The 23,753-nt window shown below is 70.9% G+C and carries 27 protein-coding genes and 1 tRNA gene; 15 read left to right on the top strand and 13 right to left on the bottom strand.

Annotated features, from left to right (window positions below; all coding sequences use genetic code 11):
* Positions 1 to 7: 7 nt before the first annotated feature.
* On the bottom strand, positions 8 to 580 hold the full coding sequence (locus tag ACQ860_RS17655; protein WP_431304647.1) for a DUF1013 domain-containing protein: 573 nt from the start codon (positions 578 to 580) through the stop codon (positions 8 to 10).
* A gap of 151 nt (positions 581 to 731) precedes the next feature.
* Here ACQ860_RS17655 and ACQ860_RS17650 point away from each other — a divergent pair, with 151 nt between their 5' ends.
* Positions 732 to 929, top strand: a complete 198-nt coding sequence (locus tag ACQ860_RS17650; RefSeq protein WP_431304646.1) for a DUF1192 family protein — start codon at positions 732 to 734, stop codon at positions 927 to 929.
* 68 nt (positions 930 to 997) lie between these two features.
* Here ACQ860_RS17650 and ACQ860_RS17645 read toward each other — a convergent pair whose 3' ends face one another.
* Positions 998 to 1,480, bottom strand: a complete 483-nt coding sequence (locus ACQ860_RS17645; protein ID WP_431304645.1) for an Hsp20 family protein — start codon at positions 1,478 to 1,480, stop codon at positions 998 to 1,000.
* A 219-nt stretch (positions 1,481 to 1,699) separates the two neighbouring features.
* Positions 1,700 to 1,927 carry a 50S ribosomal protein L31 gene (rpmE, locus tag ACQ860_RS17640; RefSeq protein ID WP_213610511.1) on the bottom strand — a complete coding sequence of 76 codons (228 nt, stop codon included), beginning with the start codon at positions 1,925 to 1,927 and terminating at the stop codon, positions 1,700 to 1,702.
* Positions 1,928 to 2,088: 161 nt separating this feature from the next.
* On the opposite strand from rpmE, the gene ACQ860_RS17635 reads away from it, so the two are divergent.
* On the top strand, positions 2,089 to 2,673 hold the full coding sequence (locus ACQ860_RS17635; protein ID WP_431304644.1) for a LemA family protein: 585 nt from the start codon (positions 2,089 to 2,091) through the stop codon (positions 2,671 to 2,673).
* A gap of 62 nt (positions 2,674 to 2,735) precedes the next feature.
* Positions 2,736 to 3,737, top strand: a complete 1,002-nt coding sequence (locus ACQ860_RS17630) for a hypothetical protein (protein ID WP_431304643.1) — start codon at positions 2,736 to 2,738, stop codon at positions 3,735 to 3,737.
* 6 nt (positions 3,738 to 3,743) lie between these two features.
* On the opposite strand, the gene ACQ860_RS17625 is transcribed toward ACQ860_RS17630, so the two are convergent.
* The gene (locus ACQ860_RS17625) at positions 3,744 to 4,430 is read right to left on the bottom strand and encodes an SDR family NAD(P)-dependent oxidoreductase (protein ID WP_431304642.1); all 687 of its coding nucleotides are present in this window, start codon (positions 4,428 to 4,430) and stop codon (positions 3,744 to 3,746) included.
* A gap of 76 nt (positions 4,431 to 4,506) precedes the next feature.
* Between ACQ860_RS17625 and ACQ860_RS17620 the strand changes: the two genes are divergently transcribed.
* Positions 4,507 to 5,355, top strand: coding sequence for an oxygenase MpaB family protein (locus ACQ860_RS17620; RefSeq protein ID WP_431304641.1), 849 nt, complete (start codon positions 4,507 to 4,509; stop codon positions 5,353 to 5,355).
* 10 nt (positions 5,356 to 5,365) lie between these two features.
* On the opposite strand, the gene ACQ860_RS17615 is transcribed toward ACQ860_RS17620, so the two are convergent.
* Positions 5,366 to 6,373, bottom strand: a complete 1,008-nt coding sequence (locus ACQ860_RS17615) for a hypothetical protein (protein ID WP_431304640.1) — start codon at positions 6,371 to 6,373, stop codon at positions 5,366 to 5,368.
* A 94-nt stretch (positions 6,374 to 6,467) separates the two neighbouring features.
* A tRNA-Val gene (locus ACQ860_RS17610) sits at positions 6,468 to 6,542 on the bottom strand.
* An 82-nt stretch (positions 6,543 to 6,624) separates the two neighbouring features.
* Between ACQ860_RS17610 and ACQ860_RS17605 the strand changes: the two genes are divergently transcribed.
* Entirely contained in the window at positions 6,625 to 7,392 is a 768-nt protein-coding gene (locus tag ACQ860_RS17605; protein ID WP_431304639.1) for a DUF3108 domain-containing protein, read from the top strand.
* Here ACQ860_RS17605 and ACQ860_RS17600 read toward each other — a convergent pair.
* Entirely contained in the window at positions 7,366 to 7,992 is a 627-nt protein-coding gene (locus tag ACQ860_RS17600; protein ID WP_431304638.1) for an HAD-IA family hydrolase, read from the bottom strand. The two genes, ACQ860_RS17605 and ACQ860_RS17600, sit on opposite strands and share 27 nt — an antisense overlap.
* Positions 7,993 to 8,113: 121 nt before the next feature.
* Between ACQ860_RS17600 and glmU the strand changes: the two genes are divergently transcribed.
* Entirely contained in the window at positions 8,114 to 9,409 is a 1,296-nt protein-coding gene (glmU, locus tag ACQ860_RS17595; RefSeq protein WP_431304637.1) for a bifunctional UDP-N-acetylglucosamine diphosphorylase/glucosamine-1-phosphate N-acetyltransferase GlmU, read from the top strand.
* Between the two features lie 25 nt (positions 9,410 to 9,434).
* Positions 9,435 to 11,258: a glutamine--fructose-6-phosphate transaminase (isomerizing) gene (glmS, locus tag ACQ860_RS17590; RefSeq protein ID WP_431304636.1), complete on the top strand. Its 1,824-nt coding sequence runs from the start codon at positions 9,435 to 9,437 to the stop codon at positions 11,256 to 11,258.
* An 18-nt stretch (positions 11,259 to 11,276) separates the two neighbouring features.
* Here glmS and ACQ860_RS17585 read toward each other — a convergent pair whose 3' ends face one another.
* The 5 genes from ACQ860_RS17585 to ACQ860_RS17565 all read right to left on the bottom strand — a co-directional run bounded on the left by ACQ860_RS17585 (position 11,277) and on the right by ACQ860_RS17565 (position 14,619).
* Positions 11,277 to 11,591 carry a cupin domain-containing protein gene (locus ACQ860_RS17585; protein WP_431304635.1) on the bottom strand — a complete coding sequence of 105 codons (315 nt, stop codon included), beginning with the start codon at positions 11,589 to 11,591 and terminating at the stop codon, positions 11,277 to 11,279.
* Positions 11,592 to 11,596: 5 nt separating this feature from the next.
* On the bottom strand, positions 11,597 to 12,538 hold the full coding sequence (locus ACQ860_RS17580; RefSeq protein WP_431304634.1) for a dihydrodipicolinate synthase family protein: 942 nt from the start codon (positions 12,536 to 12,538) through the stop codon (positions 11,597 to 11,599).
* Entirely contained in the window at positions 12,535 to 13,035 is a 501-nt protein-coding gene (locus ACQ860_RS17575) for a YcgN family cysteine cluster protein (protein WP_431304633.1), read from the bottom strand. Before ACQ860_RS17575 ends, ACQ860_RS17580 begins: the two co-directional genes overlap by 4 nt.
* A gap of 56 nt (positions 13,036 to 13,091) precedes the next feature.
* The gene (locus tag ACQ860_RS17570) at positions 13,092 to 13,886 is read right to left on the bottom strand and encodes a lipid-binding SYLF domain-containing protein (protein ID WP_431304632.1); all 795 of its coding nucleotides are present in this window, start codon (positions 13,884 to 13,886) and stop codon (positions 13,092 to 13,094) included.
* A gap of 91 nt (positions 13,887 to 13,977) precedes the next feature.
* Positions 13,978 to 14,619 carry a histidine phosphatase family protein gene (locus ACQ860_RS17565; RefSeq protein ID WP_431304631.1) on the bottom strand — a complete coding sequence of 214 codons (642 nt, stop codon included), beginning with the start codon at positions 14,617 to 14,619 and terminating at the stop codon, positions 13,978 to 13,980.
* 85 nt (positions 14,620 to 14,704) lie between these two features.
* Between ACQ860_RS17565 and ACQ860_RS17560 the strand changes: the two genes are divergently transcribed.
* The 4 genes from ACQ860_RS17560 to ACQ860_RS17545 all read left to right on the top strand — a co-directional run bounded on the left by ACQ860_RS17560 (position 14,705) and on the right by ACQ860_RS17545 (position 17,595).
* Positions 14,705 to 15,976: an AmpG family muropeptide MFS transporter gene (locus ACQ860_RS17560; RefSeq protein ID WP_431304630.1), complete on the top strand. Its 1,272-nt coding sequence runs from the start codon at positions 14,705 to 14,707 to the stop codon at positions 15,974 to 15,976.
* Positions 15,973 to 16,323, top strand: coding sequence for a DMT family protein (locus tag ACQ860_RS17555; RefSeq protein ID WP_431304629.1), 351 nt, complete (start codon positions 15,973 to 15,975; stop codon positions 16,321 to 16,323). Before ACQ860_RS17560 ends, ACQ860_RS17555 begins: the two co-directional genes overlap by 4 nt.
* Positions 16,324 to 16,555: 232 nt before the next feature.
* A complete protein-coding gene (locus tag ACQ860_RS17550) occupies positions 16,556 to 17,062 on the top strand; it encodes a YbjN domain-containing protein (protein ID WP_431304628.1) in 507 nt (168 codons plus the stop codon).
* Positions 17,063 to 17,076: 14 nt separating this feature from the next.
* The gene (locus tag ACQ860_RS17545; protein ID WP_431304627.1) at positions 17,077 to 17,595 is read left to right on the top strand and encodes a DinB family protein; all 519 of its coding nucleotides are present in this window, start codon (positions 17,077 to 17,079) and stop codon (positions 17,593 to 17,595) included.
* Positions 17,596 to 17,647: 52 nt separating this feature from the next.
* Here the strand turns inward: ACQ860_RS17545 and ACQ860_RS17540 are convergent, their stop codons facing one another.
* A complete protein-coding gene (locus ACQ860_RS17540) occupies positions 17,648 to 18,172 on the bottom strand; it encodes a hypothetical protein (protein WP_431304626.1) in 525 nt (174 codons plus the stop codon).
* Positions 18,173 to 18,250: 78 nt separating this feature from the next.
* Here ACQ860_RS17540 and ACQ860_RS17535 point away from each other — a divergent pair, with 78 nt between their 5' ends.
* Genes ACQ860_RS17535 through ACQ860_RS17520 form a run of 4 tightly spaced genes read left to right on the top strand, consistent with a single transcriptional unit; the run spans position 18,251 to position 23,740 of the window.
* Positions 18,251 to 19,408: an ATP phosphoribosyltransferase regulatory subunit gene (locus ACQ860_RS17535; RefSeq protein ID WP_431304625.1), complete on the top strand. Its 1,158-nt coding sequence runs from the start codon at positions 18,251 to 18,253 to the stop codon at positions 19,406 to 19,408.
* 5 nt (positions 19,409 to 19,413) lie between these two features.
* Positions 19,414 to 20,703 (top strand): adenylosuccinate synthase, encoded by a 1,290-nt coding sequence (locus ACQ860_RS17530; RefSeq protein ID WP_431304624.1) that lies wholly within the window; start codon positions 19,414 to 19,416, stop codon positions 20,701 to 20,703.
* Between the two features lie 59 nt (positions 20,704 to 20,762).
* Positions 20,763 to 22,445 carry an AMP-binding protein gene (locus tag ACQ860_RS17525; protein ID WP_431304623.1) on the top strand — a complete coding sequence of 561 codons (1,683 nt, stop codon included), beginning with the start codon at positions 20,763 to 20,765 and terminating at the stop codon, positions 22,443 to 22,445.
* Positions 22,445 to 23,740: a hypothetical protein gene (locus ACQ860_RS17520; RefSeq protein ID WP_431304622.1), complete on the top strand. Its 1,296-nt coding sequence runs from the start codon at positions 22,445 to 22,447 to the stop codon at positions 23,738 to 23,740. Before ACQ860_RS17525 ends, ACQ860_RS17520 begins: the two co-directional genes overlap by 1 nt.
* Positions 23,741 to 23,753 lie beyond the last annotated feature (13 nt).

The raw sequence follows: 23,753 nt of genomic DNA, 5'->3' as shown, positions 1-23,753 counted from the left end.
CCCGGCCCTATTCCGGGTCGGCGGGGACAGGCAGCGGGATGGCGATACCCTCGGCGCGCAGGCGCTCCTGCGCGGCCGTGACGGCGGCGTTCAGTGCGCCCTGGGTGCAGAGGCCGAGGATCACCGGGTCGCGCGGCTTGATGTTCGCGCTGTTCCAGTGCGTGCGGTCGCGCACCTTCTGGATGGTCTCCTTGGTGGTGCCGAGGAGCTTGCCGATCTGCACATCCGGCAGTTCCGGATGGTTGCGCAGCAGCCAGGCGATGCCGTCGGGCCGGTCATTGCGCTTGGCAACCGGCGTGTAGCGGCCGCCCTTGCCGCGGCCCTTGGCCACCGGCACCGCGGGCGCGGCGAGGACGAGGCGCGCCGTCGCGTCCGCCTCGCAGCGGGCGATGTCCTCGCGCGTCACCTGCATATTGGCCACCGGATCGTAGCCGATGATCCCCTGCGCCACCTCGCCATCCGCGATGGCCTGGACCTCAAGCGGGTGCATCTGCACGAAATCGGCGATCTGCTCGAAGGAGAGGGAGGTCTTCTCGATCAGCCACACGGCGGTTGCCTTGGGCATCAGGGGCTGGGCCATGTCAGTGTTTCCGGGAGAAGAAGGTCTGTTCCGTGGATGGAGAGGGGCGGCCCGGGGGCCCACACCCGATCTGTGCATGCCCTATACTGGTCACCCACCGCCACTGTCACCCCCCGAGACGGGCCAGCCCTGCCCGGAGAGGAGAAATCACATGATCTTCGAGGATGATCCCCGCCCCAAGGCCCGCGAAGGATTGCAGCCGGCCCGGCTGGAGGGTTGGTCGGAAGCCGACCTGCGCGCCTACATCGCCGAATTGCGGGAGGAGATCGCTCGGGCGGAGGCGGCGATCCTTACCCTGGGCAGCCATCGCGCGGCGGCCGAGGCCTTCTTCCGCAAGCCGACCGAATGAGAAGACGCGCATGAGAAAGGGGGGCTCGCGCCCCCCTTCCCCGGTCTTCCAGGCCTCAGGCCGGGAGGTTACGCGGCCTGGGGCGCCTGCTCGATCGCCACGGGCCGGCTCGGCGCTGGGGCGGCGCTGCCGGTGGCGATCGGGATGCGGCGGGGCTTCAGCACCTCGGGCACCACGCGCTGCAGCGCCACGTGCAGCAGGCCGTTCTCGATGCGCGCACCCTGCACGACCAGGTGGTCGGCCAGCACGAAGCGGCGCTCGAAGGCGCGGCCGGCGATGCCGCGATGGACGTAGCGGCGCGTCTCGCCCTCCGCCTGCGGGGCCTTGCCCGAGATGAAAAGGGTGTCCTCGCGCACGACGAGCTCCAGATCATCCGGCCCGAAGCCGGCGACGGCCATGGTCAGCACATAGCTGTCCTCGCCGGTCACCTCGATGTTGTAGGGCGGATAGGCCGGCGCTTCGGACTGGACGCGCGCGCCGTCGAGCAGACGGGCGAAGCGGTCGAAGCCGATGGCGGTGCGGAGAAGCGGGGAAAAATCAACGGCGTTCATCATGAACCTCCTGCGGTAGCAAGGTCCGGGTTGAGTGTTCCGCCTCGCGCATCCCCAGGGTGGGCGATGCCTTGGCCGGATCCACGCCGAGGCCCTGACGGCGCCTCGACAGCAGCGATCTGGAACGCCGCCAGCCGCGTTTCAAGAGGGGGCCCCAACAGCGAAAGCCGCCCTGGCCATCGGCCAGGGCGGCACCCGAAGCAGGAGGTGGCGCGGGCTTCAGCCCTTGCGCATGCCGATCCCGGCGAACTTCTTGTTGAACTTGGCGACCTGGCCGCCCGTGTCGAGGATGCGCTGCACGCCCGTCCAGGCCGGATGGCTCTTCGGATCGATGTCGAGACGCAGCGTGTCGCCCGGCTTGCCGCCCGCCGTGCGGGTCTTGAAGGTGGTGCCGTCGGTCATGATGACGGTCATCTCGTGGTAGGCGGGGTGCGTGTCGGGCTTCATGTCGGGCTTTCCGGGATGCGGCAGGCGGCGATGGCTGCCCAGCCGTTGAAGCGCGGGGATTAGGTCATCCGGACCGGGGATGCAAGAGCGAGGCACCCCTCCCCCAGCGGCGCCGATCCGCTTTAGCATCGCAACAAAGAACCTGAGGAAGGCGGATAGCGATGGAATGGGTCGTCCCGGCGGTGCTGGTGATCCTCCTGACATGGGCCGGATGGATCCGCGCGCGGCTGCTACGTCTGCGGAGGACGACGGTCGAGGCATGGCCGCCCCTGGCCGCGCAACTGCAGCGCCGGCATGGGCTGGTCACGCCCCTGGCCCAGGCGCTCCAGAATTTGCCCCGCAAGGCGCAGAAGCCGGTCCAGGCCCTGCTCGCGGCGCGCAATGCCGCGGTGGTGGCCGACCTCTCTCCCATGGCAGCCGGCGTCGCGGAGCAGGCGCTGGAGAGCGCCATCATCAACGCCGTCGCGCAGGGCGAGACCTTGCCGGACCAGGTGGACGGAGCGCGCCTCGCGCAAATCGCCGCGGCCTTCGAACAGGTGGCGAGCGACATCACCGCCGCGGCCGAGGCGTTCAACCAGGCCGCCTTCGCCTACAACACAACCAGCATGGGCGCGCCGGCCATCCTCATCGCCCGATGGCTGAACTACGCGACGTTCGAGTATTTCGGCCTGGAGCAGGCGGAGCGCGACGCCCTGAGGGACATGGAGCGCGGGTACACGCCAGCCCCCGGCGCGCCGATGGCTTAACCAAACCCTCACCCCGCTGTGCCAATCCCGGCGAAAGCCCTGTCCTTCCGCCGGAGAACACCTTGTCCACCACGCGGGCCAGCCATTCGGTGCAGGAATTGCGCCAATTGATCGCCATGCTCGAGCGCAGCGGCATCGCCGAGCACCGCCCCGAGGCACAGGTGCTGCTGCTGCGCTCGCGCGCCCTGCTGCGCGAACGCCAGCGGGGCAAGCGCCGCCTCGCCGGCAAGCTCGTCACCCTGGTCACCCTCGCCATGGACGCCGCCATGCTGGGCGCGGCGACGATGGCGGTCCTGTCGGCCCTCTCCGCCCCGCCCTCCCCCGCATTGCTCGCCCTCGCGGCAGCGCCCCTCGCCTGGCTCGGCCTGCGCCTGCGACAACAGGCGCATTGGCTGGCCGAGGCGACGCGCTGGGTCATCTATCACCTCGCCTGGGTCTATGACTGGTTCGCGGAGGCCCTGAGCCTCACGGCGATGGAACGGCTGGAGGCGCGGATCACGGCGCGCGAGGTGATGTCAGGCTGGCGGCAGCACCGCCGCGCCCTGCCACACCGCCCGAGGCTCGAGGATGTCGCCGCCTTTCTGGAGGCCAGCTACGGCGCCCAGGCGGGCCAGGCCTTCCGCCGCGAGGCCGAGGCGCTGAGCCATCCCATGGCCGGGCCGGCACGGGAGCGGGCGGCGCGGCGCCTCGCCGCGCTGCGGTGGTCCGCCCTGATCACCCTCTTCGGTCGCCTCGCACGCGACGGCGCCCTCTGGCCCGAGACCCTGGTGGCGGAGGCCGCCCTGGGCGGCGCGGACTGGCCCGGCCCCGGCGGCAGGGCCGGCGGGCCTGCCATGACCACCCCCCCGCCACCCCCGCCGGCCGAGCCCACCGACACGCCGGAACGCGCAGCGCGGCGGGCGGATCTGCGGGAACTCATCCGCCGCAAGCGGCAGGACATCACCACCGCCTTCGGCTGGCACCTGAAGACCGAGGCGGAGATGGCCCAGCGCGACAATTTCCTGGCCCAGACCCGGGCCGAGATCGCCGAACTGGAACGCGAGCTGGCGCTGCTGGGGGGCTGAGTCCGCTCAGAAGGGAATGGGCCGGCCGTGATGGTCGAAGAAGCCCCCGCTGTCGGCCGGCGTCAGCCCCGCCACCACATCCAGCAGGCGTGCGGCGGCCAGCGCGGGCGGCTGCACCTCCAGCCCCGCCTTGGCGAAGGGGGCGGAAAGCCCCGTCTCCACCGTGCCCGGATGCAGGCTGACGCAGATGGACTGCGGCCGCGTCCGCGCCAGCTCGATGGCCGTGGTCCGCATGATCTGGTTCAGCGCCGCCTTGGCCGCGCGATAGCTGGTCCAGCCGCCCAGCCGGTTGTCGGCGATGCTGCCGACCCGGGCCGAGAGCGTGGCGAAGACCGCCCGGCCGTCGCGCGCCAGCAGGGGCAGGAAATGCTTCATCAGCAGGGCGGGGCCGGTCGCGTTCAGGGCGAAGCTCTGCGCCATGTGCGCGGGGTCGAATTGGCGAAAGCTCTTCTCGGGCTGGAAACGCGCGTCATGCAGGAAGCCGGTCGCGTCGAGCACCAGGCGCAGGCCGGGGCCGGTCTCGGCCGCCGCCCGGGCGATGCTCGCCTCGTCCAACAGGTCGAGCATGGGTGTCGTCCGGCGGCCGAGTCGGCGGACGGGCTGGCCGCGCCGCTCCAGCTCGGCCGCCAGCGCCGCGCCGATGCCGCCGCTGGCGCCGATGATCACGGCGGGGATGGGATTGTCCGGGTGCATGCCCTTGGGATGGGGGCACAAGGCGATGGCCGCAAGCGGGGCTCCCCATCATCGCTCCCTGCCCCATATCTGCAGCATGACGCGCGACAAGCCGCATCCCGCCCAGCCGATCAAGGATGCCATCGCGTCCCGCGTGGTGGCGCTGTTCAACGACCGCTCCCGGGGCGAGGCGCCCGTGCCGCGCCGGCCGGATGGCCTGTTCGGCCCCCGCTCCGTCGCCTGGCGGGTGCATGGCGACGTGACCTCGATGATGGTGGGGGGCATCTCCTCGCTGCTGCTGCAGATGCTGCACCCCGCGGTGCTGGCCGGCGTCTGGGACCATTCCAACTTCCGGACCGACCTGCATGGCAGGCTGCGCCGCACCGCGCGCTTCATCGCGCTCACCACCTATGGCGGGCGGGAGGAGGCGCTGGCCGTGATCGAACGCGTGCGCGCCATCCATGACCGGGTGGGCGGCAAACTGCCCGACGGCACGCCCTACCAGGCCAATGACCCGGCGCTGCTCGCCTGGGTGCATGTGACGGAGACGACGAGCTTCCTCGCCGCCTGGCGCCGCTACGCCGAGCCGGGCATCAGCCGCGCCGACCGGGACCGCTACTTCGCCGAGATGACGGAGGTGGGTGCACGGCTCGGCGCCGACCCGGTGCCGCGCGACGCGGCGGCGGCGGCACGCCTGATCGAGGATGGCCGCGCCGCGCTCCGCAGCGATGCCCGCACGCGGGAGGTGCGGCGCTTCCTCATGCAGCCGGCCAGCCGCGCGCCGCTCGCCGGCCCCTTGCAGGCACTGGGCAACCAGGCGGCGATCGACCTGCAGCCCGGATGGGCCCGGCGCATGCACGGCCTCTCCAACCCCGCGCTGGGCCGGCCGGTGCTGCGGGCCGGCACCCTGGGGCTGGCGCAGACTCTGCGCTGGGCGTTTCGCTGACCCGCGCGGATCAGCCCATCCAGACCTCGTCGGTGCGGCCCTCGGCATAGCCGAAGGTGATGAAATGCGCCGCCGCCGCATCCGTATCCAGGCCGAAGGCGGCGCGCAGATCCGCATAATTGGCGAGGTAGCGTGCGCCGTCGAAGCTGTCCGTCACCCGGCCCTCGGCCGCGCCGTTGGTGATGTAGTGGCGCGCCCCCGCATCGGCATTGGCGCCGAAAGCGGCGATCAGATCCGCATGGCTCGCGATGTAGTCGAGGCCTTGGAAGCTGGCGCTCCGCCCCTCGGCCAGCCCGTTGGCGAGGAGATGGCTGCGCCCGGCCGCGGCATCGGTGCCGAAGGCCGCCCGCAGGTCGCTGTAGGAGGCGATGTATTCGAGCGGCGTCGCGGATTGCAGATTGCCCACCCACACGTCCCGGTCGGTGAAGCGCAGCGTCTCGAACCCGTCCAGCCGGTCCACATCGCCGCGCTGGTCGTCCCGCAGGTAGACCGTGCCACCCTCGCGGAAGAAGTCGTGCGCCGTGCCGGGGCCGTCATACCGCGCGACATCCAGCCCCTCGCCGCCCGTGAGATGGTCGCTGCCGCGGCCGCCGAACACCTCGTCATCGCCGCGCCCGGCGTCGATCCGGTCATTGCCGTTGCCGAGGGCGATCTGGTCATTCCCCGCCAGCGCACCGGCGAGGAGCGACTGGGTCAGCGAGCCGCCATCCAGCACATCGCGCCAGACATCGCGCAGCGAGATCGAGAGATTCGCCAGGGTGAAGCTTTCGGTGCCGTTCTGCGCGTAGGTGAAGCCGGTCACCATGCCGCCGGTCGGGATGGCGGAGGAGGCAGGCAGGCCGATGGCGCGCAGGTCACTCTGGGCGAAGGTGAAGTCACGCCCGGTGAAGGTCACGTCGTCGCCACGCGTGTCCACCCGGTAGAGGTTGGATTCCGTGGCGAAGGCGACATCGCCACCCAGCGAGACCTGCGGGTCGTTGAAGGTGTAGTTCGGGTTGTTGAGGTAGAGGATGATCATGGAAGGAGCCTCCATTCGGAGCCTTCCTAACCGGGGCGATGCGGGATGGTTGCCGAGGTGCCGGCACCGCTACGCGGAGATTGGGGGAGAAGGATGGTGGGCGCGACAGGGATTGAACCTGTGGCCCCTGCCGTGTGAAGGCAGTGCTCTACCGCTGAGCTACGCGCCCATCCGATGGCGCTCCCTTTGCGGCGGGACGCCGTTCCTGTCAAGCCGGTTGCGCGGGGCCGCGGGAAGCCTACATCTGCGGAATGATCGGGCGCGCCATCCTTGCCATGATGCTGCTCGCGGCCCCGGCCTCGGCCGAGCGCTGGCGCGCGACCTATGCGATCACCGCCGCCGGCATCACGGTCGCCGATGCCGAAGTGCGCTTCACCCTGGGCCCCGCCGGCACGCCCTACAGCATCGAAACGCGCTCCCGCACGCGGGGCGTCGCCGCCTGGCTCGTCCGCTCCGACACGCGGGCGCAGAGCGAGGGCCTGCTGCGGCCGGGCGCCGCCCAGCCCCGCCGCTACCAGACCGAGGGCACCTGGCGCGGCATGCTGCGGCGCACACTGCTGGAATACGCCCCCGACGGCACCGCGCGAGTCGCAACCCTGGAGCCCGCGCAGGACATGGAGCGGACGCCCGTGCCGGATGACGCGCGGCGCGGCCACATAGACCCGCTCTCGGCCATCGTCCTGCTGACCGCCCATGTGCGGGAGACGGCGCGCTGCGATGTGCGCGCCCAGACCTTCGACGGCCGGCGGGTGACGCAGTTCGAGGTGACGACGCATCCGGTCGTGCTGGCCTCGGATCGGGGCCTGCTGCGCTGCGACGTGGAGAGCCGGCCCATCGCCGGCATTCCGTTGGACCGGCCGATCGAGGAAACCCGCCGGCCGACGCGCAGCACCCTGATCTTCGGCGTGACGCAGCCGGGCGCGCCGGCCATTCCCGTGCAGGTCGAGATCGCCAGCCGCTGGTGGGGCACCATCCAGGCGAGCCTGGTGGAGCTAACCGAGGAGCGTGGGCAGCGCTGAGGGCGCGTCGGCGCTGAGATCGGCGCCCGTGCCATCGCCATAGCCCCAGGCGGCGAAGACGCTGCGAACCCCCGCGCCGCGCGCCGCGCGGATGTCGTTCTGGTGGTCGCCGATCATCACGGCGTCCGCGGGCGCCACGCCCAGCCCCTCCAGCACGCCGCGGACATGGCCGGGGTCGGGCTTCTTCACCGGCAGGCTGTCGCCGCCCAGAACGAGCGCGAAATGCCGCACGAGGCCGAGCTCGGCCAGCAGCGCGCGCGTGGCGGCGATCGGCTTGTTGGTGCAGACCGCATGCCGCCAGCCCCGGGCCGCCAGATCCTCCAGCGCAGCCACCATGCCGGGATAGGGGCGCGTGAGCACGGCGGAATTGGCCTCGAGGTCATCGAGGAAGCCGGGCAGCAGGGCCTCGTCGAAGGGCCGGTTGCGCGCGGCGAAGGCCTTGACCAGCAGGGCGCGCGCGCCATCGCCGATCATCGCCGCCACCTCGGGCAGCGGGAAGGGGTCGAGCCGCTGCACCACCATGAGGCGGTTCAGGGCGGCGCGGAGATCGGGCGCGCTGTCCACCAGCGTTCCGTCGAGGTCGAAAATGGCGAGCTGCATGCAGGTCTGGTAAACCCCGCGGAAATCGGCGGCAAGCAAGCCCCGGGCGATACGCGGTGCAAGAAAGCGTCATCCGCTGGCGGGGTTGCGGCGCAGGGGCCGGGGCGGCTACGCCTGGACCATGCGCGCAGCCATCATCCTCGCGGCCGGCCAAGGCACCCGCATGAAATCCGCCATGCCCAAGGTGATGCACCGCATCGCCGGCAGGCCGATGATCAACCACCTCATCGCCGCCTGCGAGACGGTGTTCGACCGGATCATCGTCGTCGCCGGGCCGGGCATGCCGGAGTTGGAAAAGGCGGTCCTGCCGCATGCCAGCGTGGTTCAGGCGGAGCGCCTGGGCACCGGCCATGCGGCCCGCATGGCGGCCCCCCTGCTGGAGGGCTTCACCGGCGATGTCGCGGTGCTCTACGGCGACAATCCGCTCGTGTCCCCCGCCACGCTGGCGCGCCTGGTCGCGGCCCGCGCGGAAGCCGACCTCGTGCTCCTGGCCATGCGCCCGGCCGACCCGGCGAAATATGGCCGCGTGGTGCAGGATGCGGCGGGCGCGGTGGAGCGCATCGTCGAATGGGCGGATGCCAACGAGGCTGAGCGCGCCATCGGCCTGTGCAATGCCGGCGTGGTCTGCGCCGCCTGGCCCGACCTCGCGCGCTGGCTCGGCGGACTCACGAACGACAACCGCCAGGGCGAATTCTATCTGACCGACGTGGTGGAGGCCGCCCGCGCCGAGGGCCGGCGCAACCGCGCCGTGGAGGCGCCCGAGGCCGAGCTGCGCGGCATCAACAGCCGCATCGAGCTGGCCGCCGCCGAGGCGGAGGTGCAGGCCCGCCTGCGCGAGGCCGCCATGCTGGGCGGTGCCACGCTGACGCTCCCCGAATCCGTCTTCCTGGCCTGGGACACGCAGTTGGGCCGCGACGTGGTGGTGGAGCCGCATGTCGTCTTCGCGCCCGGCGTCACGGTGGAGGAAGGCGTCACGATCCGCGGCTTCTCCCATCTGGAGCAATGCGTCGTCCGCAGCGGCGCCATCATCGGCCCCTATGCGCGGCTGCGCCCGGGCACCGAAGTGGGCGAGGGCGCGCATGTCGGCAATTTCGTCGAGCTGAAGGCCGCGACGCTTGGCCGCGGAGCCAAGGCCAATCACCTGACCTATCTGGGCGACGTGACGGTCGGCGCCGGCTCCAACATCGGCGCGGGCACCATCACCTGCAATTATGACGGTGTGAACAAGCACCGCACCGTGATCGGCGCGGGTGCCTTCATCGGCAGCGACACGGCGCTGGTGGCACCCGTTCGCGTGGGCGACCGCGCGCTGGTGGCCGCCGGCAGCGTGGTGACGGAGGATGTGCCGGATGACGCGCTGGCGGTGGCGCGCGGCCGGCAGGTGAACAAGCCGGGCCGCGGCTTCAAGGGCAGATAGGCTCCAACCGGGAGATTTCGATCGCATGTGTGGAATCGTCGGCGTCGTCGGCCGTGAAGCGGCGTCCCCCCGCCTGCTGGATGCGCTGCGGCGCCTGGAATATCGCGGCTATGACAGCGCGGGCATCGCCACACTGGTGGAAGGCCAGGTGCAGCGCCGCCGTGCCGAGGGCAAGCTCAACAACCTGGCGCAGGTGCTGGAGCAATCGCCGCTGAGCGGCACCACCGGCATCGGCCATACGCGCTGGGCCACGCATGGCGCGCCGGTGGAGCGCAACGCGCATCCGCATGCGACCGCGCGCGTCGCCGTGGTGCATAACGGCATCTTCGAGAACTACGCCGAGCTGCGCGCCGACCTCGAGGCCAAGGGCTATGCCTTCGAGACCGAGACCGACACCGAGACCTTCTGCAAGCTGGTGGACTGGCACCTCGCCCAGGGCCTGCCACCGCGCGAGGCCGCGGCCACGGCGCTCTCCCGCGTGCATGGCGCCTTCGCGGTCGCCATCATGTTCGCCGGCCATGCCGAGATGCTGGTGGTGGCCCGGCACGGCGCGCCCCTGGCGGTGGGTTTTGGCGAGGGCGAGATGTTCGTGGGCTCCGACGCGCTGGCGCTGGCCCCCCTCACCCGCCGCATCGCCTATCTGGACGAGGGGGATCACGCCGTCCTCACCCCTGGCGGGGCGGAGTTCCATGATGCCACGGGCGCCGCCGTGCAGCGCGAGATCCGCGTCAGCGCCGTCTCGGGCGCGGCCATGGGCAAGGGCAATTATCGCCACTTCATGGAGAAGGAGCTGCATGAGCACCCGGCCGTGCTGGGCGACACGCTGCGGCAGTATCTGGACCCCGCCACGCTGGGCGTGAACCTGCCCAACCTGCCCTTCGACATCCGCCAGGTCTCGCGCCTGACCATCACCGCCTGCGGCAGCGCCTTCCTCGCGGGCCTCGTCGGCCGCTACTGGATCGAGCAGCTGGCCCGCATCCCGGTGGATGCCGATGTGGCGAGCGAACTCCGCTACCGCGACCCGCCTTTGCCGGCGGACGGCGCCGCGCTGCTGATCAGCCAGAGCGGCGAGACGGCCGACAACCTCGCCGCAATGAAAATGCTGCGCGAGCGCGGGCAGAAGATCCTCTCCATCGTGAACGTGCCCGAGAGCAGCATGGCCCGCGAAAGCGACGCGACGGTGCTGACGGTGGCAGGCCCCGAGATCTCGGTCGCCTCCACCAAGGCCATCACGGCGCAGCTGGCGGTGCTGGCCTGCCTCGCCATCGGCTTCGGGCGGGCGCGCGGCGCGCTCTCGGCCGAGGAGGCGGCGCGCCTCTCCGGCGCGCTGCTGGAAGTGCCCGAGCACGCCGCCGCCATCCTCGCCCAGGATGCCGAGATCAAGGCGCTGGCGGCCGAGGTGGCGCGCGCGCGCGACGTGCTCTTCATCGGCAGGGGCGCGCTCTATCCCATCGCGCTCGAGGGCGCGCTGAAGCTGAAGGAGATCAGCTACATCCACGCCGAGGGCTACGCGGCGGGGGAGATGAAGCACGGGCCCATCGCGCTGATCGACAACTCCGTGCCGGTCATCGCGCTCTGCCCGAGCGGGCCGCTCTATGAGAAGACGCTTTCCAACCTGCAGGAGGCGGCGGCGCGCGGCGGGCGCATCATGGCCTTCACCGATGCGGCGGGCGCGCCCGCGCTGCGCCGCTTCGCCGAGCGCGTGGTGGTCCTGCCGGATGCGGACCCCTTCAGCCAGCCCATCCTGCACGCCATCCCGGTGCAGCTCCTGGCCTATCACGTGGCGGTGATGAAGGGCACGGATGTGGACCAGCCGCGCAACCTGGCGAAATCCGTCACGGTGGAGTGAGGGAAACGCGTTTCCGGGTCAGCCCGGAAACGCCTTCACTTCCGTCTCCACGAAGGAGAGCGGGCCCGGACCGTTGTTGATCACATTGTGCTCGGCGCCGGCGACGCGGTGATAGGCCTCGCCCTTCTTGAGGATGGAGGTGCTGGTCGCCCCGTCCGGGTATTCGATCAGCAGCTCGCCATCCATCATCGGGACCACGACATAGAGCCAGCCGTGGCGGTGCCAGCCGGTCTCGGCGCCGGGGCCGAAATCCCAGCGGATGACGCGCACCTTGTCGTCATCGATCTGCAGGACGGGAACCGCAGGCTCCCGGCAGCGCAGCGGCTCGGCCATCCGGCTTACTCCGCCGCCTGCTTCAGGGCCGGCATGCCCGGCAGCGGCAGCGCGCCCGTCGCCTGCCAGGTGGCCCAGGCCTTGTCGCCATCTTCCTTGGAGAGCGGCAGATGCGGCGGGCGGATCACGCGCCAGCCATCATCGCCCGTGCTGCGCGCGATGATCTCGCGCAGGCCGGGGATCAGCGGCACGGCGGTGGCGGCGCGGCGGGTGGCCGTCAGCATGGCCTGGGCCGCATCGGCCTCGGGGCCGGTGCGCTTGGCATAGACGATGCCGCCCCAATGGCTGTTGCAGTTGGACGCCGCCGTGATGCAGCCCGCCCCGCCCTCGGCCAGGATCTTCTGCACGAACTCGTCCGAGCCCGAATAGACCTCGAAGCCGCGCGACGCGAAGGCGTCGATCATCGCCTTCATGTTCGCGTAGTCGCCCGAGCTGTCCTTCACGCCCTTGAAGACGCCAGGATGCGCGTCGAGCAGGCGGCCGATCAGGGAGAGGCTGAAGGGCACGGCCGATTGCTGCGGGAAGTGGTAGAGATAGAGGGCGATGCCGCCGCCGACGCGCTTCGCGACCTCATCGAAATAGGCGAAGAGGCCGTCATCCGACGGGCCCTTGTAGTAGAAGGGCGGCAGCAGCAGCACGCCGCGGCAGCCCTGCTCGCGCGCATGGATGGTCAGCTCCACCGTATCGGCGAGCGAGGCGCAGCCGGTGCCGGGCATCATCACGCCGGCCGGCACGCCGCGGGCGATCAGGCCCTCCAGGATCTGCTTGCGCTCATGCAGGCCGAAGCTGTTCGCCTCGCCCGTCGTGCCCATGATGCCGAGGCCGTTGCAGCCATTGGCCAGCAGCCACTTGGCGTGCTTCGCCATGCGGTCGAGATCGGGCGTGAAATCCGGCGTCATCGCGGTGAGCACGGCGGCGTTGATGCCGCCGAACAGGGCGTCCTTCATGGGGCAGTTCCTTCCAGGGATCCAATGGCGGGCTTCACGCCCGCGCGTTTCGGCCAGTTGCCCGGCCAGGTGGCGATATGGTCTTCGGTGGCGCCCGCCGCGCGCTCGGGGATGACGCGGCCGCGCACGGAGACGCCGGCACGCACCACGCTCTCCGGGTCACCGGAGCGGAGCGGGTGCCATTCGGGCAGGTCCCGCCGCTCGGCCACCAGGCGATAGGCGCAGGTGGGCGGCAGCCAGTCGATCTTCTGCAGGCGGGCGGGGGTGAGGCGGATGCAGTCGGGCACGCGGCGCTTGCGGTTGGCGTAGTCGGTGCAGCGGGCGGTGGCCGTGTCGAGCAGCCGGCAGGCGATCTCGGTGTGGTGCAGCCGGCCCGTGTCATCCTCGCGCAGCTTGTGCAGGCAGCAGCGCCCGCAGCCGTCGCAGAGGCTTTCCCACTCGGCGCGCGTCATGGCGTCGAGCGTCTTGGTCTTCCAGAAGGGCGGCAGGTCGGACACGCGAATGGTTTAGATCAATCCCGCCCGCCGCGAAACGGCGCGGCCGGCAACCCTGGTCAGCGCGCGGGCGGGGGCGGCGGCAGGGGCGTGCGGCCCACGCTGCCGCGCGGGGCGCTGGCGGCCGGGCTCGCCACGGGCTGGGGCGCGGCGGCGGGCGGCGTGGCGGCGGGCGTGGCCTGGGCGCCGAAGCGCATCAGCGCCGCGCGCAGCGGGTCGGCGCCCGGATTATGCGTGGACATGGTGATGACGATCTCGCGCGCGCCCACCTCCCGGCCGTAATAGGCGGCGTTCCAGTCGGGCATGGGGTTCAGCACCGAACCCTCCAGCGCCAGCCCGGCAAACAGACCGCGCGAGCGCGAGAAGGAGAGGATGTCGGCGCCCAGCGCCGTGGTGGTCGCGCCCTCGACCGAGCCGCCGAGATGGGCGATGGCGAGCGAGGCGTCGGCGCCGAACTTGAACTGGCGATCGATGACGGCGTTCAGCGCGCGGTCATTCATCAGCAGCAGCAGCGTCTGGCTGTCCTGGATGCCGGCCTGGAAGCCGAGGCTGCCCGAGCCCACCGCATAAAAGGCGGGCGAGGACCAGGAACCGGCGGCGTCACGCCCCAGCAGCACGCAATTGCCGCCCGAGCCACCGGCGAAGAAGGCGGCGCGGAAGCTTTGCGGGCAGACCACCGCGCCGCGCGCGCGGCGCAGGACGCTGGCGGCGTCGAGCCGGTCATTCTCGCCGGAGAGGATGTCCTGCACGGTGAGCGCGGAGCGGTCCACCAGGGATTGCGGGGCATTGCCTCCGGGCGAGCCGGCGCAGGCCGCAAGCAGCGCCGCCGCGGCGGCCAGAATGACAAGGCGCATGAGCTTCCCCCGATAACCCTTCGCAGCGTCACGATTCTAACGAGCCGAGGGCCGCGCCGGAAGTGCTTTCAACAGGGCATCTGTGGCGAGGTCAGGGCGGCGTCGGGTTCTCGATCAGCCAGGGTTCCTCATTCACCGAGACCACGCGCCAATCGGCGCCGTGCTTCTCGATCCGCGTGAGCGAGAGGTTCTTCACCGAGAAGGTCAGCGCCTGGTGCCCGTCCAGCTTCAGCGCGTGCGAAAGCGCGGCGCGGATCGTGCCGCCATGCGCCACCATCACGATGTCCTGCCCGGGCAGGCTCTCGGCCAGGCCCTCCAGCACCGGGCCCACGCGCTCGCGCACATCATCCACGCTTTCGCCGCCGGGCGGGCGCTCGGCCGCCGCATGGGGCCAGAAGGGATGGGGCGGCTGGCGCAGGCGCTCGGTCAGCGCCTCATGCGTGATGCCCTGCCATTCGCCGAGCGACTGCTCGGCCATGTCGGGCTCCACCACCAGGGGCTGCTCGGGGTAGCCGGCGGCGAAGATGGCCGCCGCGGTCGCGCTGGTGCGGCTGAGCGGCGTGACCACCCAGCGCGCCGGGCGCGGCAGGCGCATGGCGAGCCAGCGATACAGGGCCGCCTCCTCCCGCAGCGCCGCGTCGCACAGCGCCACATCCATGTTGCCGTAGAGCATGGCCCGCGCCGAGGGCTCGACCAGGGCGTGGCGGATCAGGAAGAAGCGGGTGATGGGCATGGGCCCGGCTTTAGCCTGGATGCACGCCCTGCGGAAACCACGCCCGGAACTGGCGGCGCGCGCGGGGGATCGGTAGCCTCGCCGCATGCTGATCCTGTTCCGTGACCGCCGCTTCCTGATCATGCTGGCGCTGGGCTTCGCCGCCGGCGTGCCGCTGCCGCTCACCGGCTTCGTGCTGCGGCAATGGTTTTCCGAATCCAACATCTCGCTCGCCGCCATCGGCTTCACGGCGCTGATCGGCACGGCCTATTCGCTGAAATTCCTCTGGTCGCCCGTCATGGACCATGCGGCGCCGCCCTTCTTCCGCGCGATGGGGCGCAGGCGGGGCTGGCTCGCCTCCATCCAGCCGCCGCTCATGGTGGCGATCCTGGCATTGGGCTTCACCGACCCGGCGAGTGCGGCCTGGCTGACGGCGGCGGTCGCCGTGCTGGTCGCCTTCCTGTCGGCCAGCCAGGACATCGTGATCGACGCCTACCGCATCGAGATCCTGGAGGAGGAGGAACAGGGCTACGGCTTCGCCTGCTATGTCTGGGGCTATCGCTTCGCGCTGCTGGCGGCCAATGCGGGCGCGCTCGGCATGGTGGGGCTGGTGGGCTGGTCGGGCGCCTTCGCCTATTGCGCGGGGCTGGTGGCGATCGGCTTCCTCGCCGTGCTGTTTGCACCGGAACCGGCGGCGCCGCCGCGCGAGGCGATGTCCTGGGCCCGGCGCATCAAGCTCGCCGTGGTGGACCCCTTCGTGGATTTCACGCGGCGGCGGTACTGGCTCGCCATCCTGCTCTTCGTGGTGCTGTTCAAGCTGGGCGAGGCGCTGGCCGGCATCATGACGCCGCCCTTCTACCGCGCCATCGGCTTCTCCCGCACGGATGTCGCGCAGGTGGCTGTGGTCTTCGGCCTGGTCATGTCGCTCGCGGGCGTGCTGGCGGGCGGCTTCTTCGTGGCGCGGATCGGCGTGGGGCGCGCCTTGGTGATCACCGGCCTGCTGCAGATGCTCTCCAACCTCATGTATGTGGCGCTCTACTGGGCGGGGCGGGACATGGGGATGCTCTATGCCCAGGTGGGGGTGGAGAACTTCACCGACGGCCTCGCGGACGCCGCCTTCGTCGCCTACCTGACCGGCCTGACGAACCGGGCCTTCAGCGCCACGCAATATGCGCTGCTCTCCTCGCTCGCCGCCGTGCCGCTGCGCTTCCTGGGGGCGTGGTCGGGCCAATGGGCCGAGGCGCTGGGCTGGACCAACTTCTTCCTGATGACGACGGCGGCCGCCCTGCCCGCGCTCCTCATCATGGTCTGGCTGCTGAAACGCCTGCCGCCGGCGCCGAAGGCGGCGCAACCCCTGGGAGCGATGCCCGATCCATGAACGCCTATTGGCTGACGCCCCTTCTCCTCATCGGCAGCAATATCCTGATGACCTTCGCCTGGTACGGGCATCTCAAGGCCCCAGCCTGGCCGCTCTATGTGGCGGTGCTGGTCTCCTGGGGCATCGCCTTCTTCGAATATTGCCTGGCAGTCCCGGCCAATCGCATCGGCTACGCCTCGGGCGCCTTCACCGGGCAGCAGTTGAAGGTGATGCAGGAGGTGATCACGCTGGGCGTCTTCGCCGTCTTCAGCGTCACCTTCCTGGGCGAGCAACTGCGCTGGACCTATTTCGCCGCCATGGCCTGCCTCGTCGCGGCGGTGATCTTCATCTTCCTGCCGGTGGATTGAGACGAGTTATTCACAGCTTCTTCTCACGGGAAGGACTTGCGGCACGGATTCAGGGTGCCATACCCTATCTGTGGTGGTGAGTCAGGCGCCGCACCCCAATCCCTAGGCCAAGGGGGACCATCAGGGGGGAGTGCCCTGCCTGCACCCGGACCGTCACGGTCCCGCCACCCACGCGCCAAGGCCCGCCCGGGGCCCGGCGGGTGCTTGCAACGGGGTGCCTGGGGAGTGCCACATGTCCGGAATGCTGGCCGAGGTTGGGGAAGATCGCGCCACCAACCCGCTCGACGTGCTCGAACAGATCGTCATCGCCAATGACTGGACCTTCGACCGCCGGTCGGATGGCGAAATGGCGGCGGAAGCCCCGGGGAAATGGTGCAACTACACGCTGTTCTTCTCCTGGTCGCCCGAGATCAGCGCCATGCATTTCTCCTGCGCCTTCGATGTGAAGGTGCCCGACACGAAGCGCGGCCCGCTCTTCGAGTTGCTGGCCCTGGCCAATGAGCGCCTCTGGATCGGCCATTTCGGCCTGGAAAGCGAGGAAGGCATGCCGGTCTTCCGCCATGCCGTGCTGCTGCGCGGCGCCCCCGGCGCCTCGGCCGAATCCCTGGAGGACATGGTGGACATCGCGCTGACCGAGTGCGAGCGCTTCTTCCCGGCCTTCCAGTTCGTCCTCTGGGGCGGCAAGGCCCCGGCCGAAGCGCTGGACGCCGCCATGCTGGATTGCGTGGGCGAGGCCTGACGCCGCACGCCCTCATGATCACCCCCGCCTGGGTCCGCGCCATGGCGGCCTACAACACCGAGATGAACCGCCGCCTCTACCGCGCGGCGGAGGGGTTGGATGACGCCGCCCGCCAGGCCGATCGCGGCGCCTTCTTCCGCAGCATCCAGGGCACGCTCTGCCACCTCGTCTGGGGCGATACGGTCTGGATGCACCGCTTCGCCGGCTGGGAGCGCCCGGCCCCCGGCATTCCCGGCAGCCCGGGCTGGATCACGGATTGGGAGGCGCTGAAGGCCCGCCGCGCCGAGGCCGATGCCGGCATCGCCGCCTGGGCCGCGCGCCTCACGCCTGCCGACCTGGAGGGCGATCTCAGCTGGTTCAGCGGCGCGACGGGGCAGGAGATGAAGCGGCCGCGCTGGCTGCTCGTCACGCATATGTTCAACCACCAGACGCATCATCGCGGCCAGACGCATGCGCTGCTGACCGCCGCCGGGGCGCGGGTGGAGGACACGGACCTGCCCTGGGTCATCGCGCCCGAGGACTGGGGAGGCTAGGCCGTTGCGAGGCTGATAACGCCCGGGGCGATCCCGCCCAGGACGATCAGGCTCAACTCCGCCGCCCCGGGCTGATCGCGTTCGCCGCCATGCCGGCGGCCGAGGACACGTTCGGCAGGCGCGGCAGATCACCCAGGCGGCGCAGCACCTCCTCGGGCCGCACGGTGAAGTTGGGGCCGGTGAGTGCGGCCAGCGCCTGGGCCTGGCTGCCCTCGCGCAGGGCCACGCTGGCCCGCCGCAGCAGGATCTCCACATCCGCGTTGCGCGCGGCGGGCGCGATGCCGAGGGCCGCGCGCATCTCGGCCACCGCGGATTGCAGGGTCTGGCTCACCGCGACGTTGTTCACGTTGTAGATCGGGTTGTCGCGGAAGCTGCGGGCGAGGAATTCCAGCTGCGCCGCCGCCATGGCCGCCCCCGCCGGGTCGCCTTGCCAGCGTGAGGTGTCGCCCAGGTTGCGTGGCGCGAACAGCGCCGCGCCGCGCACCGGGTCACCGAAGCCGCCCAGATAGTCGGTCACCGGGTCGATGTCGCAGGCGGCGAGGATCAGTGGCAGGGCAAGAATGGCACGACGTTTCATGGAAACTCCTCCGGGGGTCACCCATGCCATGCCGGCATCTTGCCGGTCAGCATCCCCCCTGTCACAGATGGTAACCGCATGAACGACGGAACCTCCCTGACCACCCCGCCCGGGCTGCTGCCGGCTGGGCTGATGGACCTGCTCCCGCCCCAGGCGGAGCGGGAGGCCGCGCTCATCGAGGCGCTGATGGAGGGCTTCGCCCGCTACGGCTATGAGCGCGTGAAGCCGCCGCTGCTGGAATTCGAGGAAGGGCTGCTGGGCGGCTCCGGCGCCGCGGTGGCCGAGCAGACCTTCCGCCTGATGGATCCGGTCAGCCAGCGCATGATGGGCCTGCGCGCCGATACCACGCCGCAGGTGGCCCGGATCGCGGCCACGCGCCTCGGCCTCCAGGCCCGACCGCTGCGGCTGTGCTATGCCGGCCAGGTGCTGCGGGTGCGCGGCAGCGAACTCGCCCCCTCCCGCCAATTGGCCCAGGCCGGCGTGGAACTGATCGGCGGCGCCGCGCCGGAGGCCGATGCCGAGGTGGCGCTGGTCGCCGCCGAAGCGCTGGCCCGCGTCGGCGTCACCGGCATCACGCTGGATGTGACGCTGCCCCGCATGGCCCAGGCGCTGCTGGATGCCGCCGGCATCGAGGATGCGCTGGCCCAGCGCCTGATCCGCGCACTGGACCGCAAGGACGCCGCGGCCGTGGCCGCGCTCGCCGAGGGCGCGGGCCCCGTCGCCCTGCTGCTGCCGCGCCTGCTCGCCGCCGCCGGCCCGGCCGGCCCCGCGCTGGCCGTGCTGCGCGAGGCCGAGTTGCCGGAAGCTGCCCGGGCCATCGCCGAGAACGCCGCCCGCATCATCGAGGCCATCGCGGCGCGCGCGCCGCATCTGCGCATCACGCTCGACCCGGTCGAGTTCCGCGGCTTCCGCTATCATGTGGGCGTCGCCTTCACGATCTTCGGCCCCGGCCAGTCGGGCGAACTGGCGAAGGGCGGGCGGTATCTCTCGGCCAATGACGAGCCGGCGACGGGCATGACCCTCTATCCCGATGCCGTGTTGCGCGCCGCCCCCGCCACGCCGCCCCGCCCGCGCTGCTTCCTGCCGCTCGGCACGCCGGCCGCCGTGGGTGCGGCGCTGCGCGAGCAGGGCTTCGCCACCGTCGCCGCGCTGGCCGCCGAGGATGCGGCCCTGGCCCTCCGTTGCACCCATGTCTGGGATGGCGCAAACCCCGTCCCGCTGGTTCAGAAAGGTTAAGCGTTATGGCCAATGTCGCCGTGATCGGTGCCCAGTGGGGCGACGAGGGCAAGGGCAAGGTGGTGGATTGGCTGGCAAGCCGCGCCGAGATCGTGGTGCGCTTCCAGGGTGGCCATAATGCCGGCCACACGCTGGTGGTGGACGGCACCACCTACAAGCTCTCGCTCCTGCCCTCGGGTGTGGTGCGCGGCAAGCTCGGCATCATCGGCAATGGCGTGGTCCTGGACCCGGACGCGCTGCTGGGCGAGATCGCCAAGGTGCGCGCCCAGGGCCTCGATGTCGGCCCGCACAACCTGCGCATCGCCGACAATGTGCCCCTCATCCTGCCGCTGCACCCGGCACTGGACCGTGCGCGCGAGGCGGCGCGCGGAGAGGACAAGATCGGCACCACCGGCCGTGGCATCGGCCCGGCCTATGAGGACAAGGTGGGCCGCCGCGCCATCCGCCTCTGCGACCTGGCCGAGCCCGAGACGCTCTCTGCCAAGCTCGACGAGCTGCTGCTGCACCACAATTCGCTGCTGCGCGGCCTGGGTGCGACGCCCTTCGAGAAGCAGCCGCTGCTTGATGCGCTGCTGGCCCTCGCCCCGCAGCTCCTGCCCTATTCCGAGCCGGTGTGGGAGCGGCTGAACGCCGCCCGCGCCCAAGGGAAGCGCGTGCTCTTCGAGGGCGCGCAGGCCGTCATGCTCGACGTGGACCACGGCACCTACCCCTACGTCACCAGCAGCAACACCGTCGCCGGCAATGCGGCCGCGGGTGCCGGCGTGGGCCCGGATTCCATCGGCCTCGTGCTCGGCATCGCCAAGGCCTATGCGACGCGCGTGGGCTCCGGCCCCTTCCCCTCCGAGCTGCATGACGAGATCGGCCGCCGCCTGGGCGAGCGCGGGCGCGAATTCGGTACCGTCACCGGCCGCCCGCGCCGCTGCGGCTGGTTCGACGCGGCCATGGTGCGTCAGGCGGTGAAGATCGGCGGTGTGAACGGCCTGGTGCTCACGAAGCTCGACGTGCTGGACGGGTTGCCGGAGCTGAAGATCTGCACGGGCTACCGCGTGGATGGCGTCGAGATGCGCCACCTGCCGGCGGCCATGCGCGCCCAGGCCAAGGCCGAGCCGATCTTCGAGACGATGGAAGGCTGGTCCGGCTCAACCATGGGGGCGCGCAGCTACGCGCAGCTGCCGGCCCAGGCGGTGAAGTATATCCGCCGCATCGAGGAGCTGGTGGAGGCGCCGGTGATGATGCTCAGCACCTCGCCCGACCGCGACGACACGATCGCGCTGCGCGATCCTTTCGCGGGCTAGCGCCCGGCCCGCCGCACCGCCTAACCTCCCCGCACAAGAACAGGGCGGGGAGGCCCCGGATGAGCGGCGAGTCCTTCAAACAGGCGCGAGACCTTCTTTTCGCCCATCGCGGCGACTATGCGGCGGCGCATCGCGACTTCCGCTGGCCCGCGATGGAGCGCTTCAATTACGCGCTGGACTGGTTCGACGCCGAATTGGCGCGCGGGCCGCTCGGGAACAGCGAGGCGCTGCGCATCCTGGGCGAGGGTGCCACCACCCGCAGCTTCGCCCAGCTCTCCGCCGATTCCAGCCGCCTCGCCAATGGGCTGCGCGGCATGGGGGTGAAGCGGGGCGACCGCATCCTCATGATGCTGGGCAATGTCGCTCCCCTCTGGGAGACGATGCTGGCGGCGCAGAAGCTCGGCGCCGTCGTCATCCCCGCCACCACGCTGCTGACGCCTGCCGACCTGAAGGACCGTTTCGAACGCGGCCGCGTCCAGCATGTGGTGGCCAATGGCGCGGATGCGCGGAAGTTCGACGGGCTTGATGCGAAGGTCTCGCGCATCGCGGTCGGCGGCGCGCAAGGCTGGGCGGATTACGACGCGCTGCTCGACAACAGCGCGGATTTCACGCCGGAGGGGGCGACGCAGGCGCGCGATCCGCTGCTTCTCTACTTCACCTCCGGCACCACGGCCAAACCCAAGCTGGTGCTGCATGACCAATGCTCCTACCCGGTCGGCCATCTGATCACGATGTACTGGCTCGGGCTGCAGCCGGGGGATGTGCATTTCAACATCTCCTCGCCCGGCTGGGCCAAGCATGCCTGGAGCAATGTCTTCGCGCCCTGGAATGCGGGGGCCGCCATCCTCATCAACAACCAGCCGCGCTTCGACGCGCGCTCCACGCTGGAGATGATGGCCGCCCAGGGTGTCACCACCTTCTGCGCGCCGCCCACCGTCTGGCGCATGATGGTGCAGCAGGACATGGCGCCGTATCGTGGGAGCCTGCGCGAGCTCTGCTCGGCCGGCGAGCCGCTGAACCCCGAGGTGATCGAGCATGTCCAGAAGATCTGGGGCATGACCATCCGCGAGGGCTATGGGCAGACGGAAACCACGCTGCAGATCGCGAGCTTCCCCGGCCAGAAGGTGAAGCCCGGCAGCATGGGCCAGGAATCGCCTGGCTATCGCGTCCGCCTCCTCGACCCGGATGACAACGAGGTGGAGGAGGGCGAGGTCTCCCTGCTGCTCGATCCGCCGCCCATGGGGCTCATGCAGGGCTACCAGAATGATGATGGCAGCTTCCAGCCGCTCGGTTCGATCGCCTATCGCACGGGCGATGTCGCGACGCGCGATGCGGAGGGCTACTTCACTTACGTCGGCCGCGCGGATGACGTGTTCAAGGCGTCGGACTACCGCATCTCGCCCTTCGAGCTGGAAAGCGCGCTGATCGAGCATGAGGCGGTGGTGGAGGCGGCGGTGGTGCCAGCCCCCGATGCGGTCCGGCTCGCCGTGCCCAAGGCCTATCTCGTCCTGGCCCAGGGCGTGGAGGCGGATCGCGAGACGATGCTCAGCATCTTCCGGCACCTGCGCGAGCGCCTCTCCCCCTTCAAGCGCCTGCGGCGCCTTGAGGTCTATGACCTGCCCAAGACGATTTCGGGAAAGATCCGCCGCGTGGAGCTGCGCCAGCTGGAGGAGAAGCGCTTCGCCGCCGGCACGCGGGGCGAGGCCGAGTTCCGCGAGGAGGATTTCCCGGAGTTGCGCTGATGCTGACCGACCCCTACGGCCTGCCGCTTTCCACCCGCTGCACCGCCGCGCGGGACGCGCATGCGCTGGGGCTGGACCGGCTCCTCACGCAATATGACGGCATCGTCGAGGCCTTCGAGGACGCCATCACCGCAGATCCAGGCTTCGCGCTGGCGCATGTTGGCCGCGCGCAGGGCCTGCTGCTGCGCGGCGAGACACCGGCGGCGGCCGAAGCGCTTGCGACGGCGGAAAGCCTGGCCGGCGGCGTCACACCGCGCGAGGCGAGCCAGATCGCCTTCTACCGCACGCTGATGACGCGCCCCATCGAAGCCGCGATCACCGCCCTTGAGGCGCATGTCGAGGCCTGGCCGCGCGATGCGATGGTGCTGAACACCAATGCCAATCCGAACGGGCTGCTGGGTTCCTCCGGCCAGCTCGGGCAGAAGGCGCGGCTCGCGGCGCTAATGGATCGCCTGGCCCCGCACTACGCGGGCGATTGGTGGTTCGCCTCCGCGCACGCCATGGCGCTGAACGAGACCGGCCGGCACGCGGCGGCGCGTGACCGCATCGAGGCATCCTTTGCGCAGCGGCCGGACAGCGCCTGGGTCGCGCATTCCCGCGCGCATCTCTGCTACGAGCAGGGCGAAGGCGACGCCGCCCGCGCCTTCCTGCGCGAATGGCTGAAGGCCTATCCGCGCGGCGGCGTGCTGCACGGGCATCTGCATTGGCATCTAGCGCTGGGCGAGCTGGAGGCGGGCGAGACGGAAGCGGCGCTGGCGCTCTATCGCGCTGCCTTCTCGCTCGAGGGCGGCAGCGGCACGGCGCGGCAGAAGCTGCAGGATGCGTCCTCCTTCCTCTGGCGCTGGGAGCTGGCCGGGCATGCGCGCGACGAGGCGGCCTGGGCCGCGATGCGCGATTTCGCCCGCGCGCATTTCCCGAAGCCCGGCATCGCCTTCGCCGACATGCATGTGATGCTGGCCGAGGCCGTGGCCGGCGACTCCGACGAACTGGAAGCCCGCATCGCGCAGATGGCCGCGCTGGCCGCGGCCGGGCGCTACCCCTCGGGCGGCGTGGTCCCGGCCATCTCCCGCGCCTTCCTCGCCTATCGGCGCCGCGACTTCACGGCCGTGATCGCAACGTTGGACCCGCTGCTGGCCGAAAGCGAGCGCGTGGGCGGCAGCCGCGCCCAGACGGACCTGGTGGAATTCACCCTGTTGCGCGCCTGTGCCGAGGCCGGGCGGGAGGGGGATTTGCGACGCATCCTCAGGCGGCGGCGGGCCGGGCCCGGGCCGGTGCCGGTCGCGGCGGTGCATTGAGCGGGCGGCGATA

Source organism: Sediminicoccus sp. BL-A-41-H5, from assembly GCF_050632405.1.
Classification (GTDB): Bacteria; Pseudomonadota; Alphaproteobacteria; order Acetobacterales; family Acetobacteraceae; genus Roseococcus.
The sequence above is the reverse complement of the archived record's forward strand: the minus strand, read 5'-3'. Positions and strand labels throughout refer to the sequence as shown.

Coding starts and splice junctions, on each gene's coding strand:
- glmS (WP_431304636.1), top strand. CDS start 9,435: ATGTGTGGAATCGTCGGCGTCGTCGGCCGTGAAGCGGCGTCCCCCCGC.
- ACQ860_RS17650 (WP_431304646.1), top strand. CDS start 732: ATGATCTTCGAGGATGATCCCCGCCCCAAGGCCCGCGAAGGATTGCAG.
- ACQ860_RS17655 (WP_431304647.1), bottom strand. CDS start 580: ATGGCCCAGCCCCTGATGCCCAAGGCAACCGCCGTGTGGCTGATCGAG.
- glmU (WP_431304637.1), top strand. CDS start 8,114: ATGCGCGCAGCCATCATCCTCGCGGCCGGCCAAGGCACCCGCATGAAA.
- ACQ860_RS17625 (WP_431304642.1), bottom strand. CDS start 4,430: ATGCACCCGGACAATCCCATCCCCGCCGTGATCATCGGCGCCAGCGGC.
- ACQ860_RS17540 (WP_431304626.1), bottom strand. CDS start 18,172: ATGAAACGTCGTGCCATTCTTGCCCTGCCACTGATCCTCGCCGCCTGC.
- ACQ860_RS17520 (WP_431304622.1), top strand. CDS start 22,445: ATGCTGACCGACCCCTACGGCCTGCCGCTTTCCACCCGCTGCACCGCC.
- ACQ860_RS17605 (WP_431304639.1), top strand. CDS start 6,625: ATGATCGGGCGCGCCATCCTTGCCATGATGCTGCTCGCGGCCCCGGCC.
- ACQ860_RS17580 (WP_431304634.1), bottom strand. CDS start 12,538: ATGAAGGACGCCCTGTTCGGCGGCATCAACGCCGCCGTGCTCACCGCG.
- ACQ860_RS17555 (WP_431304629.1), top strand. CDS start 15,973: ATGAACGCCTATTGGCTGACGCCCCTTCTCCTCATCGGCAGCAATATC.
- ACQ860_RS17560 (WP_431304630.1), top strand. CDS start 14,705: ATGCTGATCCTGTTCCGTGACCGCCGCTTCCTGATCATGCTGGCGCTG.
- ACQ860_RS17635 (WP_431304644.1), top strand. CDS start 2,089: ATGGAATGGGTCGTCCCGGCGGTGCTGGTGATCCTCCTGACATGGGCC.
- ACQ860_RS17620 (WP_431304641.1), top strand. CDS start 4,507: ATGACGCGCGACAAGCCGCATCCCGCCCAGCCGATCAAGGATGCCATC.
- ACQ860_RS17570 (WP_431304632.1), bottom strand. CDS start 13,886: ATGCGCCTTGTCATTCTGGCCGCCGCGGCGGCGCTGCTTGCGGCCTGC.
- ACQ860_RS17645 (WP_431304645.1), bottom strand. CDS start 1,480: ATGAACGCCGTTGATTTTTCCCCGCTTCTCCGCACCGCCATCGGCTTC.
- ACQ860_RS17525 (WP_431304623.1), top strand. CDS start 20,763: ATGAGCGGCGAGTCCTTCAAACAGGCGCGAGACCTTCTTTTCGCCCAT.
- ACQ860_RS17600 (WP_431304638.1), bottom strand. CDS start 7,992: ATGCAGCTCGCCATTTTCGACCTCGACGGAACGCTGGTGGACAGCGCG.
- ACQ860_RS17615 (WP_431304640.1), bottom strand. CDS start 6,373: ATGATCATCCTCTACCTCAACAACCCGAACTACACCTTCAACGACCCG.
- ACQ860_RS17545 (WP_431304627.1), top strand. CDS start 17,077: ATGATCACCCCCGCCTGGGTCCGCGCCATGGCGGCCTACAACACCGAG.
- ACQ860_RS17535 (WP_431304625.1), top strand. CDS start 18,251: ATGAACGACGGAACCTCCCTGACCACCCCGCCCGGGCTGCTGCCGGCT.
- ACQ860_RS17530 (WP_431304624.1), top strand. CDS start 19,414: ATGGCCAATGTCGCCGTGATCGGTGCCCAGTGGGGCGACGAGGGCAAG.
- ACQ860_RS17550 (WP_431304628.1), top strand. CDS start 16,556: ATGTCCGGAATGCTGGCCGAGGTTGGGGAAGATCGCGCCACCAACCCG.
- ACQ860_RS17585 (WP_431304635.1), bottom strand. CDS start 11,591: ATGGCCGAGCCGCTGCGCTGCCGGGAGCCTGCGGTTCCCGTCCTGCAG.
- ACQ860_RS17565 (WP_431304631.1), bottom strand. CDS start 14,619: ATGCCCATCACCCGCTTCTTCCTGATCCGCCACGCCCTGGTCGAGCCC.
- rpmE (WP_213610511.1), bottom strand. CDS start 1,927: ATGAAGCCCGACACGCACCCCGCCTACCACGAGATGACCGTCATCATG.